At 63.6% G+C, this 15192-nt stretch carries 12 protein-coding genes; 6 read left to right on the top strand and 6 right to left on the bottom strand.

The window, feature by feature from the left end; translation table 11 throughout:
- Positions 1-65: 65 nt before the first annotated feature.
- Positions 66-578, top strand: coding sequence for a dihydrofolate reductase (locus AC1RCO_RS14355; RefSeq protein WP_015637388.1), 513 nt, complete (start codon positions 66-68; stop codon positions 576-578).
- 57 nt (positions 579-635) lie between these two features.
- Here the strand turns inward: AC1RCO_RS14355 and AC1RCO_RS14350 are convergent, their stop codons facing one another.
- Positions 636-2027 carry an L-cystine transporter gene (locus AC1RCO_RS14350; RefSeq protein WP_011064055.1) on the bottom strand — a complete coding sequence of 464 codons (1392 nt, stop codon included), beginning with the start codon at positions 2025-2027 and terminating at the stop codon, positions 636-638.
- A gap of 242 nt (positions 2028-2269) precedes the next feature.
- Between AC1RCO_RS14350 and AC1RCO_RS14345 the strand changes: the two genes are divergently transcribed.
- From AC1RCO_RS14345 to AC1RCO_RS14330, 4 genes are all read left to right on the top strand, one after another.
- Complete coding sequence (locus AC1RCO_RS14345) at positions 2270-3325, top strand: HAD family hydrolase (RefSeq protein WP_011064054.1); 1056 nt, start codon at positions 2270-2272, stop codon at positions 3323-3325.
- A gap of 272 nt (positions 3326-3597) precedes the next feature.
- Positions 3598-4998, top strand: a complete 1401-nt coding sequence (locus AC1RCO_RS14340) for an MBOAT family O-acyltransferase (RefSeq protein WP_026020235.1) — start codon at positions 3598-3600, stop codon at positions 4996-4998.
- On the top strand, positions 4985-6130 hold the full coding sequence (locus tag AC1RCO_RS14335) for an SGNH/GDSL hydrolase family protein (protein WP_053154373.1): 1146 nt from the start codon (positions 4985-4987) through the stop codon (positions 6128-6130). The genes AC1RCO_RS14340 and AC1RCO_RS14335 overlap by 14 nt, the downstream gene beginning before the upstream one ends.
- Before the next feature lie 2 nt (positions 6131-6132).
- Entirely contained in the window at positions 6133-7356 is a 1224-nt protein-coding gene (locus AC1RCO_RS14330) for an SGNH/GDSL hydrolase family protein (protein WP_011064051.1), read from the top strand.
- Positions 7357-7569: 213 nt separating this feature from the next.
- Here the strand turns inward: AC1RCO_RS14330 and ilvD are convergent, their stop codons facing one another.
- The gene (gene ilvD / locus AC1RCO_RS14325) at positions 7570-9411 is read right to left on the bottom strand and encodes a dihydroxy-acid dehydratase (protein WP_015637385.1); all 1842 of its coding nucleotides are present in this window, start codon (positions 9409-9411) and stop codon (positions 7570-7572) included.
- A gap of 301 nt (positions 9412-9712) precedes the next feature.
- On the opposite strand from ilvD, the gene AC1RCO_RS14320 reads away from it, so the two are divergent.
- Positions 9713-10282 carry a hypothetical protein gene (locus AC1RCO_RS14320; protein ID WP_492617816.1) on the top strand — a complete coding sequence of 190 codons (570 nt, stop codon included), beginning with the start codon at positions 9713-9715 and terminating at the stop codon, positions 10280-10282.
- Between the two features lie 30 nt (positions 10283-10312).
- Here AC1RCO_RS14320 and AC1RCO_RS14315 read toward each other — a convergent pair whose 3' ends face one another.
- The 4 genes from AC1RCO_RS14315 to AC1RCO_RS14300 form a co-directional block, all read right to left on the bottom strand.
- Complete coding sequence (locus tag AC1RCO_RS14315; protein WP_015637383.1) at positions 10313-11524, bottom strand: multidrug effflux MFS transporter; 1212 nt, start codon at positions 11522-11524, stop codon at positions 10313-10315.
- Complete coding sequence (locus AC1RCO_RS14310) at positions 11517-12494, bottom strand: diiron oxygenase (RefSeq protein ID WP_492617815.1); 978 nt, start codon at positions 12492-12494, stop codon at positions 11517-11519. Before AC1RCO_RS14310 ends, AC1RCO_RS14315 begins: the two co-directional genes overlap by 8 nt.
- Positions 12494-13573: a SagB family peptide dehydrogenase gene (locus AC1RCO_RS14305; RefSeq protein ID WP_492617814.1), complete on the bottom strand. Its 1080-nt coding sequence runs from the start codon at positions 13571-13573 to the stop codon at positions 12494-12496. Before AC1RCO_RS14305 ends, AC1RCO_RS14310 begins: the two co-directional genes overlap by 1 nt.
- Positions 13574-13990: 417 nt before the next feature.
- Complete coding sequence (locus AC1RCO_RS14300; RefSeq protein ID WP_011064045.1) at positions 13991-15187, bottom strand: class I SAM-dependent rRNA methyltransferase; 1197 nt, start codon at positions 15185-15187, stop codon at positions 13991-13993.
- Positions 15188-15192 lie beyond the last annotated feature (5 nt).

The following is a 15192-nucleotide window of genomic DNA, read 5'->3' as shown; positions in this document are numbered from 1 at the left end:
CATAACTGCTGCAGCGCGGATCGGGGTACGTTGCCAGGTCCTGGTCCTCTGGTATCCTCGCCGGCATGAAAAAATCTCTCCCTCTCAGCCTGATCGCGGCCCTCGCACAAAACCGCGTGATCGGCGTCGACAACAGCATGCCCTGGCATTTGCCGGGGGATTTCAAATTCTTCAAGGCCACTACCCTGGGCAAGCCCATCATCATGGGGCGCAAGACCTGGGACTCTCTCGGCCGGCCGTTGCCGGGGCGGTTGAATATCGTGGTCAGTCGTCAGACCGGCCTGGTGCTCGAAGGTGCCGAGGTCTACCCCTCCCTGGAGGCGGCAGTGGCCCGGGCCGAGGAGTGGGCACTGGAGCAGGGCGCCAGCGAGCTGATGCTGATCGGTGGCGCACAGCTTTACAGCCAGGGGCTGGAGCAGGCGGATCGCCTGTACCTGACGCGGGTAGCCTTGAGCCCGGAAGGCGATGCCTGGTTTCCGGAATTCGATGAGCAACAGTGGAAGCGGGTGTCAGAGGTGCCGAACCCGGCGGAAGGGGACAAGCCGGCGTACAGCTTCGAGGTGTGGGAGAAGCGCTGAGCGCTCCGCCAGCCAGCCGGGCTCCCGAAGGAACCGGCGGGCCGGCGAAGAGATCAATCAGGCCTGAGCCAGTTCTTCGTGCTCATCGGCGTCCAGCAGCGCCTTGTCGGTTTGCTGCATCACCTGGCTGGTGATCGCGCCTGCGGTCATCGAACCGCTGACGTTGAGCGCGGTGCGGCCCATGTCGATCAGCGGCTCCACGGAAATCAGCAGCGCCACCAGCGACACCGGCAGGCCCATGGCCGGCAGCACGATCAGCGCGGCGAAGGTCGCGCCGCCGCCCACGCCTGCAACGCCGGCGGAACTCAGGGTGACGATGGCCACCAGGGTGGCGATCCACAGCGGGTCCAGCGGGTTGATGCCCACGGTCGGGGCAACCATCACCGCCAGCATGGCCGGGTACAGGCCGGCGCAGCCGTTCTGGCCGATGGTGGCGCCGAACGAGGCGGCAAAGCTGGCGATGGACTGGGGAATGCCCAGGCGCCGGGTCTGGGCCTCGATGCTCAGGGGAATGCTGGCGGCGCTGGAGCGGCTGGTGAAGGCGAAGGTCAGCACTGGCCAGACCTTGCGGAAGAAGCGCAGCGGGTTGATCCCGGCCAGTGCCACCAGCAGGCCGTGGACCACGAACATCAGCCCCAGGCCGATATAGGACACCACCACGAAACTGCCCAGCTTGATGATGTCCTGCAGGTTGGAACCGGCCACCACCTTGGTCATCAGCGCCAGCACACCGTAGGGCGTGAGCTTCATCACCAGGCGCACCAGGCGCATCACCCAGGCTTGCAGGGTGTCGATGGCGTTGAGCACTTTCTGGCCCTTGTCGGCATCGTCCTTGAGCAGCTGCAGCGCCGCGACGCCGAGGAAGGCGGCGAAGATCACCACGCTGATGATCGAGGTCGGCTTGGCCCGGGCCAGGTCGGCGAAGGGGTTCTGCGGGATGAACGACAGCAGTAGCTGCGGCACGTTGAGGTCGGCCACCTTGCCTGCGTAATCGCTCTGGATCACTTGCAGGCGGGCCATTTCCTGGGTGCCGGCCACCAGCCCTTCGGCGGTCAGGCCGAACAGGTTGGTCAGGCCGATGCCCACCAGCGCGGCGATGGCGGTGGTGAACAGCAGGGTGCCGATGGTCAGGAAGCTGATCTTGCCCAGGGACGAAGCATTGTGCAGGCGGGCCACGGCGCTGAGGATCGAGGCGAACACCAGGGGGATGACGATCATCTGCAGCAATTGCACGTAGCCGTTGCCCACCAGGTCGAACCAGGCGATGGAGGCCTTGAGCACCGGGTTGCCGGCGCCATAGAGGCTGTGCAGGGCGATGCCGAAGACCACGCCCAGCACCAGGGCCAGCAGGACTTTCTTGGCCAGGCTCCAGGTGGTATGGCGGGTTTGTGCCAGGCCCAGCAGCAAGGCCAGGAACACCAGCAGGTTGAGGAACAGCGGCAGATTCATTGGGGCTCCGATAAGGCTTGTGCCAATCGCGGCTCAGGGCGATTGCGAACCGGCAAGCCTAACAGCTTGAAATCTATTGAATTAATAACGATATCGTATGGCAACTGTCGTTTTTGGAATAAGCGATTGACGTTCAGGCGCATGTGGCTGGCGCTTACGGGACGCAAGCGGTCGCGTGGAGACGAGAACTGTCACAGGGATTTGTTAGCGTCGAAGGCTTTCACTCAGGGAGAAAACCGCCGATGAAACTCGCTCCGAAATTGCTCGCAGTCGCACTCTGCCTGGGCCTCGCCGGCCAGGCCCTGGCCACCGAGTTGAAGCACTGGCCCGCGGAACAGGCCAAGCAGCTGGACGCGATGATCGCGGCCAATGCCAACAAGGGTAACTACGCGGTGTTCGACATGGACAACACCAGTTACCGCTACGACCTGGAAGAATCCCTGCTGCCCTTCATGGAAAACAAGGGCCTGATTACCCGCGACACACTTGACCCGTCGCTCAAGCTGATCCCGTTCAAGGACACCGCCGAGCACAAGGAAAGCCTGTTCAGCTACTACTACCGCCTCTGTGAAATCGACGACATGGTCTGCTACCCCTGGGTCGCCCAGGTGTTCTCCGGCTTTACCCTCAAGGAGCTCAAGGGCTATGTCGATGAGCTGATGGCTTCCGGCAAGCCGGTGCCGAGCACCTATTACGACGGTGATGTGGTCAAGACCATCGAGGTCAACCCGCCCAAGGTCTTCACCGGCCAGGCCGAGCTGTACAACAAGCTGATGGAGAACGGTATCGAGGTCTATGTGATGACCGCCGCCTCCGAAGAGCTGGTGCGCATGGTCGCCGCCGATCCCAAGTACGGCTACAACGTCAAGCCGCAGAACGTCATCGGCGTGACCACCCTGCTCAAGGATCGCAAGACTGGCGCCCTGACCACCGCGCGCAAGCAGATCAGCGAAGGCAAATATGACGAGAAGGCCAACCTCGGCCTTGAACTGACCCCCTACCTGTGGACCCCGGCCACCTGGATGGCGGGCAAGCATGCGGCGATCCTGACCTACATCGACGAGTGGAAGAAACCGGTGCTGGTGGGCGGCGACACCCCCACCAGCGACGGCTACATGCTGTTCCACGATGTTGACGTGGCCAAGGGCGGCATCCACCTGTGGATCAACCGCAAGGACAAGTACATGACCCAGCTCAATGGCATGATCGCCAAGCACGCCGCGGCCCAGGCCAAGGAAGGGTTGCCGGTGACCGCCGACAAGAACTGGGTGATCGTCAAGCCCGAAGACATCCAGTAAGCCTGCCCGCTACACCGCCCCTCTGTAGGAGCCGGCTTGCCGGCGAAGAGGCCTTTGGGTCTAGCGTCGCTCTCGTGGACGCCTTCGTTGGCAAGCCAGCTCCCGCAAGGGGTGTCTGTCGTTCGGTGCGGAACCGGCGTCCGCTATAGGCGGAGAATGTTTCAACTTGTGACTGCCAAACCCCCTCTGCCATAATCGCGTCCGTTTCCCATCCCCCCGCCTGCTCTCCCTTGTGCCGGGTTTGTCCCCGACTGCACGTAATGGACTACGTTGTGAGCTATCTCTCGATCGAATTCGGCCTCTGCTTCATCCTGTTCTTCGTTCTGTACTGGGGCCTGGGCTTCAGCCTGCGCTTGCAGAACGTCCTGCTGCTGGTCGCCAGTTACGCGATCCTTGCCAGCTTCAGCCTGAACTTCCTCTACATCCTGCTGGGCTACACGGCCCTGGTGTACCTGCTCGGCCTGTTGAGCCAGCGTTACCCCGGGCGCGGCTGGGTCAACGGACTGATGCTGCTGCTGGTGCTCGGGGCGTTCTACCTGTTCAAGTACCAGGATTTCTTCACCAGTACGGTGCAGAACGCCTTCGCCCAGTTCGGTGTCGAGGTGTCGCTGCCGCTGCTGGAGGTGCTGCTGCCGGTGGGGCTGTCGTTCTATGCCTTCCACTCGGTCAGTTACCTGGTGTCGATCAACCGCCGTGAGCTGACCCCGGGCTCGCCCTTCGACCTGGCGCTGTACCTGGCCTTCTTCCCCAGCCTGATCGCCGGTCCGGTGAACCGGGCGATTCCCATGCTGGCGCAGATCAACCCGCCGCAGTTGCGCCAGGTGCTGGAGCCGCAGCGCGCCCTGGGCCTGATCGCGGTGGCGGTGGTCAAGCTGTTCTTCCTCAGTTCCTGGCTGGCCAACGAATGGGTCGACCCGGTATTCGACAGCCCGGTGGCCTATTCTGCCGAGCAGATCCTGCGTGCGGTCTACGGTTATTCGTTCCTGATCTACTTCAACTTCAGCGGCTACACCGACCTGGTGACGGGCATCGCCCTGCTGCTGGGCTTCCGCCTGCCGCAGAACTTCAACTACCCCTACGCGGCGCGCAACCTAAAGGAATTCTGGGGCCGCTGGCACATCAGCCTGTCGACCTTCATCCGTGACTATGTGTACATCCCCCTGGGGGGCAACCGCGGCCCGGTGTGGCGCGGCAACCTGAACATGCTGCTGGCGATGCTGATTTCCGGCCTGTGGCACGGCGCCAGCGCCAACTTCATCATCTGGGGCGCGCTGCACGGTATCGGCCTGGCCCTGTACAAGCTGTGCAGCCCGCTGCTGGCCCGGGGCCCGAGCTGGATCGGCGCCGACCTCATGGCGCGGCTGCTGACCTTCCACTATGTGGCGTTCGCCTGGATCTTCTTCCGCTGCGCGACCCTGTCCGATGCCATGGACATGCTCAAGGGCCTGGGCGAGCTGTCCTTGGGCGGCCTGCTCGGCGGCGGCGCCAGCCTGCTGGGCTGCCTGCTGTTCGTGGCCTTCTACCCACGGATCGTGGCGCTGCTGCGCCGCCTGTTCGATGCCGCCACCGGTTTGCCGTGGCTGTTCTATCCAGTGCCGCTGGGGCTGTTTATCTGCGTGGTCATCTTCGCCTCTCCGTCGGGCGTGCCGGGGTTCATCTATGCCAGTTTCTAACCGTTCGCCCTTGTCGATCAGCCTCGGTAGCGCGGCCAAGGTCTTCTACGCCCTGGTGGTCACCAGCCTGCTGCTGGTGTGGTTCAACCAGCAGTCGATCCGCCTCTACTGCCAGCAGAAGTACCACGACGACTGCGAGGTCCCCGGGTTGTCGCAGAACCCGCAGTGGCGCTTTGGCGCGCAACTCAACCAGGCCCTGGAAAATGCCCGGGTGGCCTTTGTCGGCAGCTTTACCGGCCAGGTGATGGTGGCCGAGGCCGCCGCGGAGCAAGAGCTGCCTCCTTTGCCGACGCTGGCCGAGGAGCCTGCGCCCGTACCTGCGCCGGTTGCGACCGCCCATGCTGCGCCGGTGCATCCGGCCCCCGTGCATCCCGCTCCGCAGGCGCCGGCTGCAGTGCACCCGCAGCCGGTGGCCGTGGCTCCGGTGGTCAGCCATCCGCCCAAGGTCGAGCCGGGGGCAACCACGCCGCTGATGGCCAGCCTGGCCACCGGGGATGAAGTGTTCTTCGTCGGTGATTCCCTGATGCAGGGCGTGGCGCCCCACATGGCCAACACCTTGCGCAAACGCTACAACGTCAAGAGCCTGAACCTCAGCAAGCAGAGCACCGGCCTTGCCTACCCGAGCTTCTTCAACTGGCCCAAGACGGTTGAAAGCACCCTGGCCAGCAACCCCAACATTCGCCTGATGGTGATTTTCCTCGGCCCCAACGACCCCTGGGACATGCCGGTGGTCAAGGGCAAGCCGTTCCTGCGCTTCAAGACCCCGGACTGGGAAGAAGCCTATCGCCAGCGCATCGATTCGATCCTCGACACCGCCCAGGCGCATAATGTGCAGGTGATCTGGGTCGGGCCGCCGAACATGGAGAAGCCCAAGCTGTCTACAGCCATGGCCTACCTGAGCCAGCTGTACAAGGGCCAGATCGAGCAGTACCACCAGCACTACGTCTCGGCCAACGAGATTCTCGGTTACCAGAGCGACGAATTCTCCTATTACCGCACCACCGGCGATGGCAAGAAGGTCAAGACCCGGGTCGACGACGGTATCCATTTCACCACCACTGGGCAGAAGCTGATCGCTGAGCGTGTGATCTCGCTGATCAACTTTCCCAGCCAACAATTGACGGAGCACTGACTATGGGGCGACTGCAAGGCATTGCGCTGTTGCTGGGCATCACCTTGCTGAGCAGTTGCAGCCCGACCACCGAGGTCCAGGCCACTCCCGCTTCGGCGCTGGCCAAGTCCGGGATGACGGCGAAAAAAGTCCTGACCACCGGGACCGACCCGAACCTGGCGCTGCTGGCACGCAAATTCAGCACTTCCAACCGCACCCCCATCACCATTGTGCAACTGGGCGACTCCCACACCGCCGCCGACCTGTTCAGCGGTGAGGTGCGGCGCCTGCTGCAGGCGCAATACGGCGATGGCGGCATCGGTTTCGTGGCAGCCACGCCGGTGCCCGGCACCCGCTATGAGCGGGTGATTCTCGGTGCCGCCAAGCGCCAGTGGTCCCTGGTATCGGCACGCAACCAGCAGAGCAACCAGTTTCCCCTGGGCGGCTACCTGTCGCTGCCCCTGACCCCAGGCGCGCGGGTGCATATCGCCGAACGCCAGCCGAGCAACCAGCAGTACCGGATTTCCGCGCTGTACCAGGCGTCCAGCAACAGCACCCTGACCGCCCGGGACAACCTCAACAAAAGCAGCCGCATGCTGGCTGCTACGGGGGGGCAATGGCGCTTCAGCCCGCCGTTCAACAACCTGACCCTGCCCCTGGACCTGAACGTGGCCAATAACCAGGGCCTGGCCCTGGGCGGCTGGAACATCCTCGGGCAGAAGAGCGCCGGGGTGATCTATTCCGCCCTGGGGATCAACGGTGCACGCCTGGACGTGCTGGACAAGTGGCAGCCCGGCTGGCTGGAAGCCCTCAAGGCCCTGCGCCCGGACATGGTGGTGCTGGCCTACGGCACCAACGAAGCCTTCGACGACGACCTGGATCTGCAGCTGTACCGCAGCCAGTTGCAGGAGAAGGTCGCGCTGTTGCGCAAGAACCTGCCCAAGACCGTGATTTTGCTGGTGGGGCCGCCGGATTCCATCAAGCGTCGCAATGCTGGCAGTTGCGCGGCCTCCCAGCCCCAGCCGTTGCGGCAGATCATCCAGATCCAGAAGGACGTGGCGAAGAACAGTCGCACCCTGTTCTGGGACTGGCAGGCGTTCATGGGGGGGGACTGCTCCATCAGCAAATGGCAGGGCAGCGACCTGGCCCGCAACGACCTGATCCACCTGACCGCCGATGGTTATCGCAAGAGCGCCGATGGCTTGTATCGCTTCCTGCGCGGGCAGTTGGGCGAACGCATGCCTTGAGCTCCCGGCACCGCTTCAGCGGCGGCGCCACCACCTTGAATGCTGCTGTAGCAGCTGGCTTGCCAGCGAAGGCGCGGTCGAGGGCGATGCAAGGTTCAACGCTGCCTTCGCCGGCAAGCCGGCTCCTACGGGGCCAGGCTGCCAGCGCAAGCGCCGGCAAGGTCAAAAAAAATGCCCCGCACTTGGCGGGGCATTTTCATTGGCGGGCTACGATCACAGGCCGTCGAGCATGGCCTTGTTGCGCACCGCACCCTTGTCGGCGCTGGTGGCCAGCAGGGCGTAGGCCTTCAGCGCGGTGGTCACCTTGCGCGGGCGTGCTTCCACCGGTTTCCAGCCTTTCTTGTCCTGCTCGACACGGCGGGCCGCCAGTTCCTCGTCGCTGACCAACAGGTTGATCGAGCGGTTGGGAATGTCGATCAGTACCTTGTCGCCGTCCTGCACCAGGCCGATGGCGCCACCGGCTGCCGCTTCAGGCGAGGCGTGGCCGATGGACAGGCCCGAGGTGCCGCCGGAGAAGCGGCCGTCGGTGAGCAGGGCGCAGGCTTTGCCCAGGCCCTTGGACTTCAGGTAGGAGGTCGGATAGAGCATTTCCTGCATGCCCGGGCCGCCTTTCGGGCCTTCGTAACGGATGATCACGATGTCGCCTTCCTTCACCTCGTCGGCGAGGATGCCGCGCACCGCGCTGTCCTGGCTCTCGAAGATCTTGGCGTTGCCTTCGAAGACATGGATCGACTCGTCGACACCGGCGGTCTTCACCACGCAGCCGTCCAGGGCGATGTTGCCGTAGAGCACGGCCAGGCCGCCTTCTTTCGAGTAGGCATGCTCGACACTGCGGATGCAGCCGTTTTCACGGTCATCGTCGAGGCTGTCCCAACGGGTCGACTGGCTGAACGCCGTCTGGGTCGGGATGCCTGCCGGGCCGGCCTTGAAGAAGTGATGCACGGCTTCGTCGCTGGTCTGGGTGATGTCCCACTGGGCGATGCCTTCAGCCATGGTCTTGCTGTGCACGGTGGGCAGGTCGGTGTGCAGCAGGCCGCCACGGGCCAGTTCGCCGAGGATGCTGAAGATGCCGCCGGCGCGGTGCACGTCTTCCATGTGGTACTTCTGGATGTTCGGCGCCACTTTGCACAGCTGCGGCACGTGGCGCGACAGGCGATCGATGTCCCGCAGGTCGAAGTCGATCTCGGCTTCCTGGGCGGCGGCCAGCAGGTGCAGGATGGTGTTGGTGGAACCGCCCATGGCGATATCCAGGGTCATGGCGTTCTCGAACGCCTTGAAGTTGGCGATGTTGCGCGGCAGGACCGACTCGTCGTTGTCGCCGTAGTAGCGCTGGCACAGCTCGACGATGGTGCGCCCGGCCCGCAGGAACAGCTCTTCGCGATCGCTGTGGGTGGCCAGGGTCGAACCGTTGCCCGGCAGGGCGAGCCCCAGGGCTTCGGTCAGGCAGTTCATGGAGTTGGCGGTGAACATGCCGGAGCACGAACCGCAGGTCGGGCAGGCGCTGCGCTCGTACTCGGCAACCTTCTCGTCAGAAGCGCTGGAGTCGGCGGCGATGACCATGGCGTCCACTAGGTCCAGGCCGTGGCTGGCGAGCTTGGTCTTGCCGGCTTCCATCGGGCCGCCGGAAACGAAGATCACCGGGATGTTCAGGCGCAGGGCGGCCATCAGCATGCCGGGGGTGATCTTGTCGCAGTTGGAAATGCACACGATGGCGTCGGCACAGTGGGCGTTGACCATGTATTCCACGGAGTCGGCGATGATCTCGCGGCTCGGCAGGGAATACAGCATGCCGTCGTGGCCCATGGCGATGCCGTCGTCCACGGCGATGGTGTTGAATTCCTTGGCCACGCCACCGGCGCGTTCGATCTCGCGAGCCACCAGCTGGCCCAGGTCCTTCAGGTGCACGTGCCCCGGGACGAACTGGGTGAAGGAGTTGGCAATGGCGATGATCGGCTTCTTGAAGTCGTCATCTTTCATCCCCGTGGCGCGCCACAGGGCGCGAGCACCGGCCATGTTGCGGCCATGGGTGGATGTTTTCGAGCGGTAATCAGGCATGGAGCACTCCGGGCGGCTAATCAGGTAACAAATGGGGAGTGAGCTTCTATTGACCTCGGGAACACTCAGAAATGGCCGTGTGTCCGAAAGCTGCCGATGACGCCGCGGGATCGCCGCGCGCCTCAGCCTGAGCTCATAAACCCGCCGGGGGATGACTGGCGATGAATTCGCCGATTCTACACCGCTGGCGTCAGGAAGGAATGCCGGGGCCGCTCTGTGGCATTGATTGCCTGGATATCACCGGACGCTGCCATCCTGGTTTAGACTCGCCGCCCTTCGATTACCTTCCAATGGAGCTGGAATGTCCGCGACTCTGCAATCCTTCAAGTTCTGCCTGGGCGTCGGCCTGCTGCAGGGGCTGCTGCTGATGTGGCTGTTGTTGTACAGCGATTGGTCCGGCCTGGGCATCGTCGCAACGGGCGCTGCGCTACTGGTGGGCGGCGGGGGGTTGCAAATGCTGGCCGGGCAGCAGCGCCAGTGGCGCACCTGGGGGCTCATGTTGCTGCTGGGCCTGGGGGCGGCGGGGCTGGTACGGCTGTATGACGAGCTACCCTCCAGCCAGCGGATGGAGTACTGCGTGGCGGCCGGGCTGCTGGTCGCCGTGGCCGTGGTGAGCCGGGTGCAAGGGCGGGCACGATTGGGCCGGCGCCTGCTGGGCAATGTCCTCTGGCTGGTGCTGGCTTTGCCATGGCCCTGGCTGGTGCTGAAGCTGTTCGAGCTGTGGCTTGCTTACCGTCATCTCGACCCTTTCAAGAGTGGGTGGATGTCCCTGCTGTTCTTTGCCGGCCCGACCCTGGCCTTCTCCCTTGGCCTGTGCCTGACTGGCCGCGGGCTGGCCCGTTTCAGCGAGGGAGCTGCCACAACCGCCTGATGGCCACCAGGACCCGGGCCAATCCGGGCTTCAGGCCAGGCGCAGGTTCCGGGCGCGGCGGCTGATGCGCTGGTTGACCAGCAGGCCGACGCTGCTCAGGGCGATGAAACTCAGGGCCAGGGTGGTCTGCAGGTCGCTGGCGCTGAGGTTGATCACGGCGCTGATCAGCCCGCCCATGACGAAAATCAGCGTGTTGCCGGCCGAGGCCGAGGCGCCGGCATTGTCCGGGAACAGTTCCATGGCCCTGGACGTGGCGGCGGGCCGGGTGATGGTGGTGCCGGCGGTGCAGATGATCATCGGCACCAGCACCGTGCTGATGGACAGGCCGAACTGGCTGGCCAACAACAGCATGACCAGCCCGGCGAGGAAGATCAGGCACAACCCGGTAATGATCTGGGTGCCGGGCTCCAGGTATTTGTTGAGCACCCCGGCTACCACCCCGCCAATCACGTAGGCCGCGCCGTAGAGCAGCAGAGTCAGGGAAAACTCGTAGCTGCTGAGCTGCAGTTGCTCCAGGAAGATCAGCGGCGAGACCACGATGAACGAGAAGTGGCAAGCGAAGACGATGGCCGAGATCAGCCAGTAGGCGACGAAACTGAAGTTGCTGCAGACCCGTCGGTAGGCCTGGAGGATGCCGGTGCGCGGGCCGCTCCTGACGATCGGCGGGTTTTCCAGGGTGGCCAGCGCCTTGAGAAACACCAGGACGGCAATCGCGCTGAACACATAGAAGCTGCCTGGCCAGCCCATCAGGCTTTGCAGCAGGGTCCCGGCCAGGGGCGAGAGGGAAATGCACAGGCCGCTGGCGGTGACCATGAGGATCCGCAGGCGGTCGCGCTCCTGGCCGACGAACAGGTCCTGGACCAGCGCCTGGGACAGCACGAAGCAGCCACAGCCCAGTGCCTGGACCACGCGAAACACCAGAAACCAGTTGTAGTCCCTGGCCCAGACGCAGCCCAGAGCGCCGCCGACTGATACGGCCATGCCGGCCAGCAGCAGGGTCTTGCGGCCCAGGGCATCCGACAGCGGGCCGATCAGCAATTGGGAGATCGAGATGCCGATGGCGAACAGGCTGACGGACAGGGCGATGTCGGCGGCGCTGGTAGCAAAGTGTTGGGACAGTGCAGGAAAAGAAGGCAAGAGCACGTCGATCGGGAACACCCCGAGCATGACCATGGCCATGAGCAAGACAATGGCGCCGACCTTCCTGGTCGTGGAGGCAGAGTCATCCCTGATTTCAGGCATCGATCAGTCCTGTCTGGGTGAAGAGTCGGCGGTTGTCATCGTGCTCGAAGAAACCTGCGCGCTTCATGGCTTGCAGGGTGGCGCCGGCGATCGAGCGGGCGCGCAGCACTTCTGCACTCGGCTGAATCAGGCTGTGGATGGCGGCATGTGCCGCGGCGAGGGGAATGCCGGACTCGTTCAGGCTTGCGCTCAGCCACTCCTGGTCCACGGCAGCGAAGATGAAAATGATATCGATCAGTTGGCTGGCGGAAAAAACCTGCTGCTGCGGCGACAGTCGTGCCCAGACATAGTCGAACACTTCGCTGAAATAACGACTGTGCCGGGCCTCGTCTTCCAGGTGCTCCCTGAACATCTGGTAGACCGTGGACACCAGCCCGTCACCGGTGATGCTCAGCAACTCCTTGGCAATGATGGTTTCGGAGACGAAACCCAGCAGGAACCAGACCAGGGGCCGTTGAGAATCGGCGCAGCGGGCCAGCAGGTCGTGCATCAGGCGGATGCGCCTGGGCAGTGGCTGCCAGGCTGGCATGGCGTACCCATTCGCCACCTGCTCCGCCAGCTTGAAGGAGAACAGGGCGTGATAGCCCTCGTCGGTATACAACTGCAGGGCCGCGATTTTCATCGTCTCCGGCAGCTCGATCGCCAGTTCCCCGTGGATCAGGGTTTCCACCGAGCGGTTGACGATCTTGTGCTCCAGGATCGTCGTGTAGTGCAGGAAGTACACCAGGTGGTTGGCCGCCAGGCGCTGCTGTACCATCCTCCCGGCGTGCTGGATGGCCGGGTCGGCGAAGTAGGGGATGAAGGCCGGCGGAAACCAGTCACGGGTCTGCAGTTCCTGTTCGAGCTCGCTGTGGGGCGGTAGCTGGTAGCTGCTCTTGCGCGAGCGCACCGCGGAGCGGTTGTCCCAGTCGCCGAGGGAGTAGGGACGCCGGCCTGCCGGGGCCTCTTTGGACGATGCGGCGGGGTGCATTACTGTTCGCGCTCCCGCTGTTCGATCAGGGCCTTGAGTTCCTTGCATTGCACCTGGCCATCACCTTGGCCGCAGCCGACAAAGAACAGCGGCTGCTCCGCGGCGTCCTGCAGCCCCAGCAATTGCTCCACGCGCTCGTCGCTCAGGGCTCCCGTCAGCCAGGTGTCCAGGCCCAGGGCAGTGGCCGCGAGCTGGAAGGTTTGCGAGATATGCCCGGCCTCGACATAGGCCATGCGGTAGGCCCGGGAGTGTTCGTATTTCCACCACAGCTTGTCGAAGCGGCAGGTCAGGAACAGGCCCAGGGGCAGTTCGTTGACGAAGTGCTGGCCAGCCAGCAGCAGGCCCAGGGGTTCTTCTGGAAGCGGGTGCACGGGCCGCAAGGCGTACAGCTCCGGGTGGTAGTAATAGAGGCCCGGCTCCAGGCCGCGGACCCTGGCGGCATAGACATAACCCTCGCAGGCGTTCAGGCCACCGCCGGAAGGGCTGCTGCGCCTTGGCCGCAGGGCTTCGGGGACGGTCTCGTCCGTGTCGGCTTCCCGCTCCTTGAGGTAGCCCAGGGACAGGTAGAGCAGGGTGCTGAGCTCTTCCAGGGCCACGGCCTGCTGGGAAAAGGAGCGTGAAGTCTTGCGCTGCAGCAGCACCTGGTTCAGGGAGCTGGCGGTTTCCAGTACCGGCGCGGGCAGGCGGATCAGACCATCGTGGGAGGTTTCGGCAAAGCGGGCTGAGGGGGCCGGGGTGTCCAGTACCTGATCGCAATGCTCGAGGTATTGGGCGGACCACTCATGAATATCCTGGGGCACTTGCTCGAAGGGCAGGTTCTTGGTGCCGATGTGGAAGATCCGCGACAGTTCATCCCACCCCCATTCAAGTGGCTCGAAAGTCTCGTTGGACAGGAGCCCGGCGGCGGCGAATGCACTATCTATTTCATTCTTGTCGTCATACTGCGAAAGGTCTTCGACAAGTTGTATGAGGCGTGTGGAATAGATCGAGTCCAGTTCGAACTGAGTGTGATCTTTATAGTTCCAGATAACAGTGAAGGGCGGGCGGGCAAGTATGAAAAAGTTCGGGTTTATTTGCATGTTCTTTTAAAACTCTGAACTTGACCAAAGATGAAGCTGGGTAGCCGGCACTCCCCAGTTCATCAATTACTTAGCGGGATTTAGCCGCTGCGAGGCAAGCCAGGTTGGCGATCTTTTTCGATTCGAGGGAGATAGCTTTCATTGTTATTGCTCCTAAACGATTTGAATGAATGTCGCTTCCTAAGCGACTTCCGAAGAGTAGACAGCAATAGAGAGGAATCAAGTAGTTATTAGGTAAGTGATTGCCTAGAGCACTGTAGGATATTGGCTAGTTACTTTGATGGATCATAGGTATATAAGCGCGGGTTTCCCTGGGTTATCCAATGGCCCGGGCGGCGAGAGGGGAGAAGCGAGAGGGGAGCGAGGCGCTCGAGCGGTTGCCCAGGGATGCTGTGGCGTCCCTGGGCAGGCAGTGGCTTAGCTGTTGGGCAGCAGGCGGCAGGTGATGCTCTTGATGTAGCGGGTTTCCGGAATGGCCGGGTGCACCGGGTGGTCCGGGCCCTGGCCGCCGCGCTCCAGCAGCTGGATGTTGCGGTCCAGGTGGCGGGCGCTGGTCAGGAGGATGTTCTGCAGGTCGTCCTCGGGCAGGTGCATCGAGCACGAAGCGCTGACCAGGATGCCGTCCTTGTTGAGCAGGCGCATGGCTTGCTCGTTAAGGCGGCGGTAGGCGCCTTCGCCGTTCTTCAGGTCTTTCTTGCGCTTGATGAAGGCGGGCGGGTCGGCAACGATCACGTCGAAGCGCTCTTCGCTGGCCTTGAGTTCCTTCAGGGCTTCGAAGACGTCGCCTTCGATGCAGGTCATTTTCTCGGCAAAGCCGTTCAGCGCGGCGTTGCGCTCCACGCCGTCGAGGGCGAAGGCCGAGGCGTCGACGCAGAACACTTCGCTGGCGCCGAAGGCCGCGGCCTGCACGCCCCAGCCGCCGATGTAGCTGTACAGGTCCAGCACGCGCTTGCCCTTGGCATAAGGCGCCAGGCGGGCACGGTTCATGCGGTGGTCGTAGAACCAGCCGGTTTTCTGGCCCTGGATCACCGGGGCTTCGAACTTCACGCCGTTCTCTTCCAGGGCGACCCACTCCGGCACCAGGCCGAACACGGTTTCGACGTAGCGTCCCAGGCCTTCGGCGTCACGGGCGGCGGAGTCGTTCTTGAACAGGATGCCGCTGGGCTTGAGCACCTGGGTCAGGGCGGCAATGATGTCGTCCTTGTGGGTTTCCATGGTCGCGGAGGCGATCTGTACCACCAGGATGTCGCCGAAACGATCGACCACCAGGCCCGGCAGCAGGTCGGAGTCGCCGTACACCAGGCGGTAGAACGGTTTGTCGAACAGGCGCTCGCGCAGGGACAGGGCCACGTTCAGGCGGTGCACCAGCAGCGACTTGTCCAGGGCCAGCTTGGCATCGCGCGACAGCAGGCGGGCGCAGATCAGGTTGTTCGGGCTCATGGCGACCACGCCCAGGGGCTTGCCGCCGGCGGCTTCCAGCACTGCCTGGTCGCCTGCCTTGAAGCCGTGCAGAGGGGTGGCGGCTACATCGATTTCGTTGCTGTAGACCCACAGGTGGCCGGCGCGCAGGCGGCGATCGGCGTTGGCTTTGAGGCGCAGGCTTGGCAGGGACATGACGT

The sequence above is a fragment of the Pseudomonas sp. GW823-FHT03E05 genome, from assembly GCF_058796855.1.
This window is presented reverse-complemented; position numbering and strand designations above follow the sequence as displayed.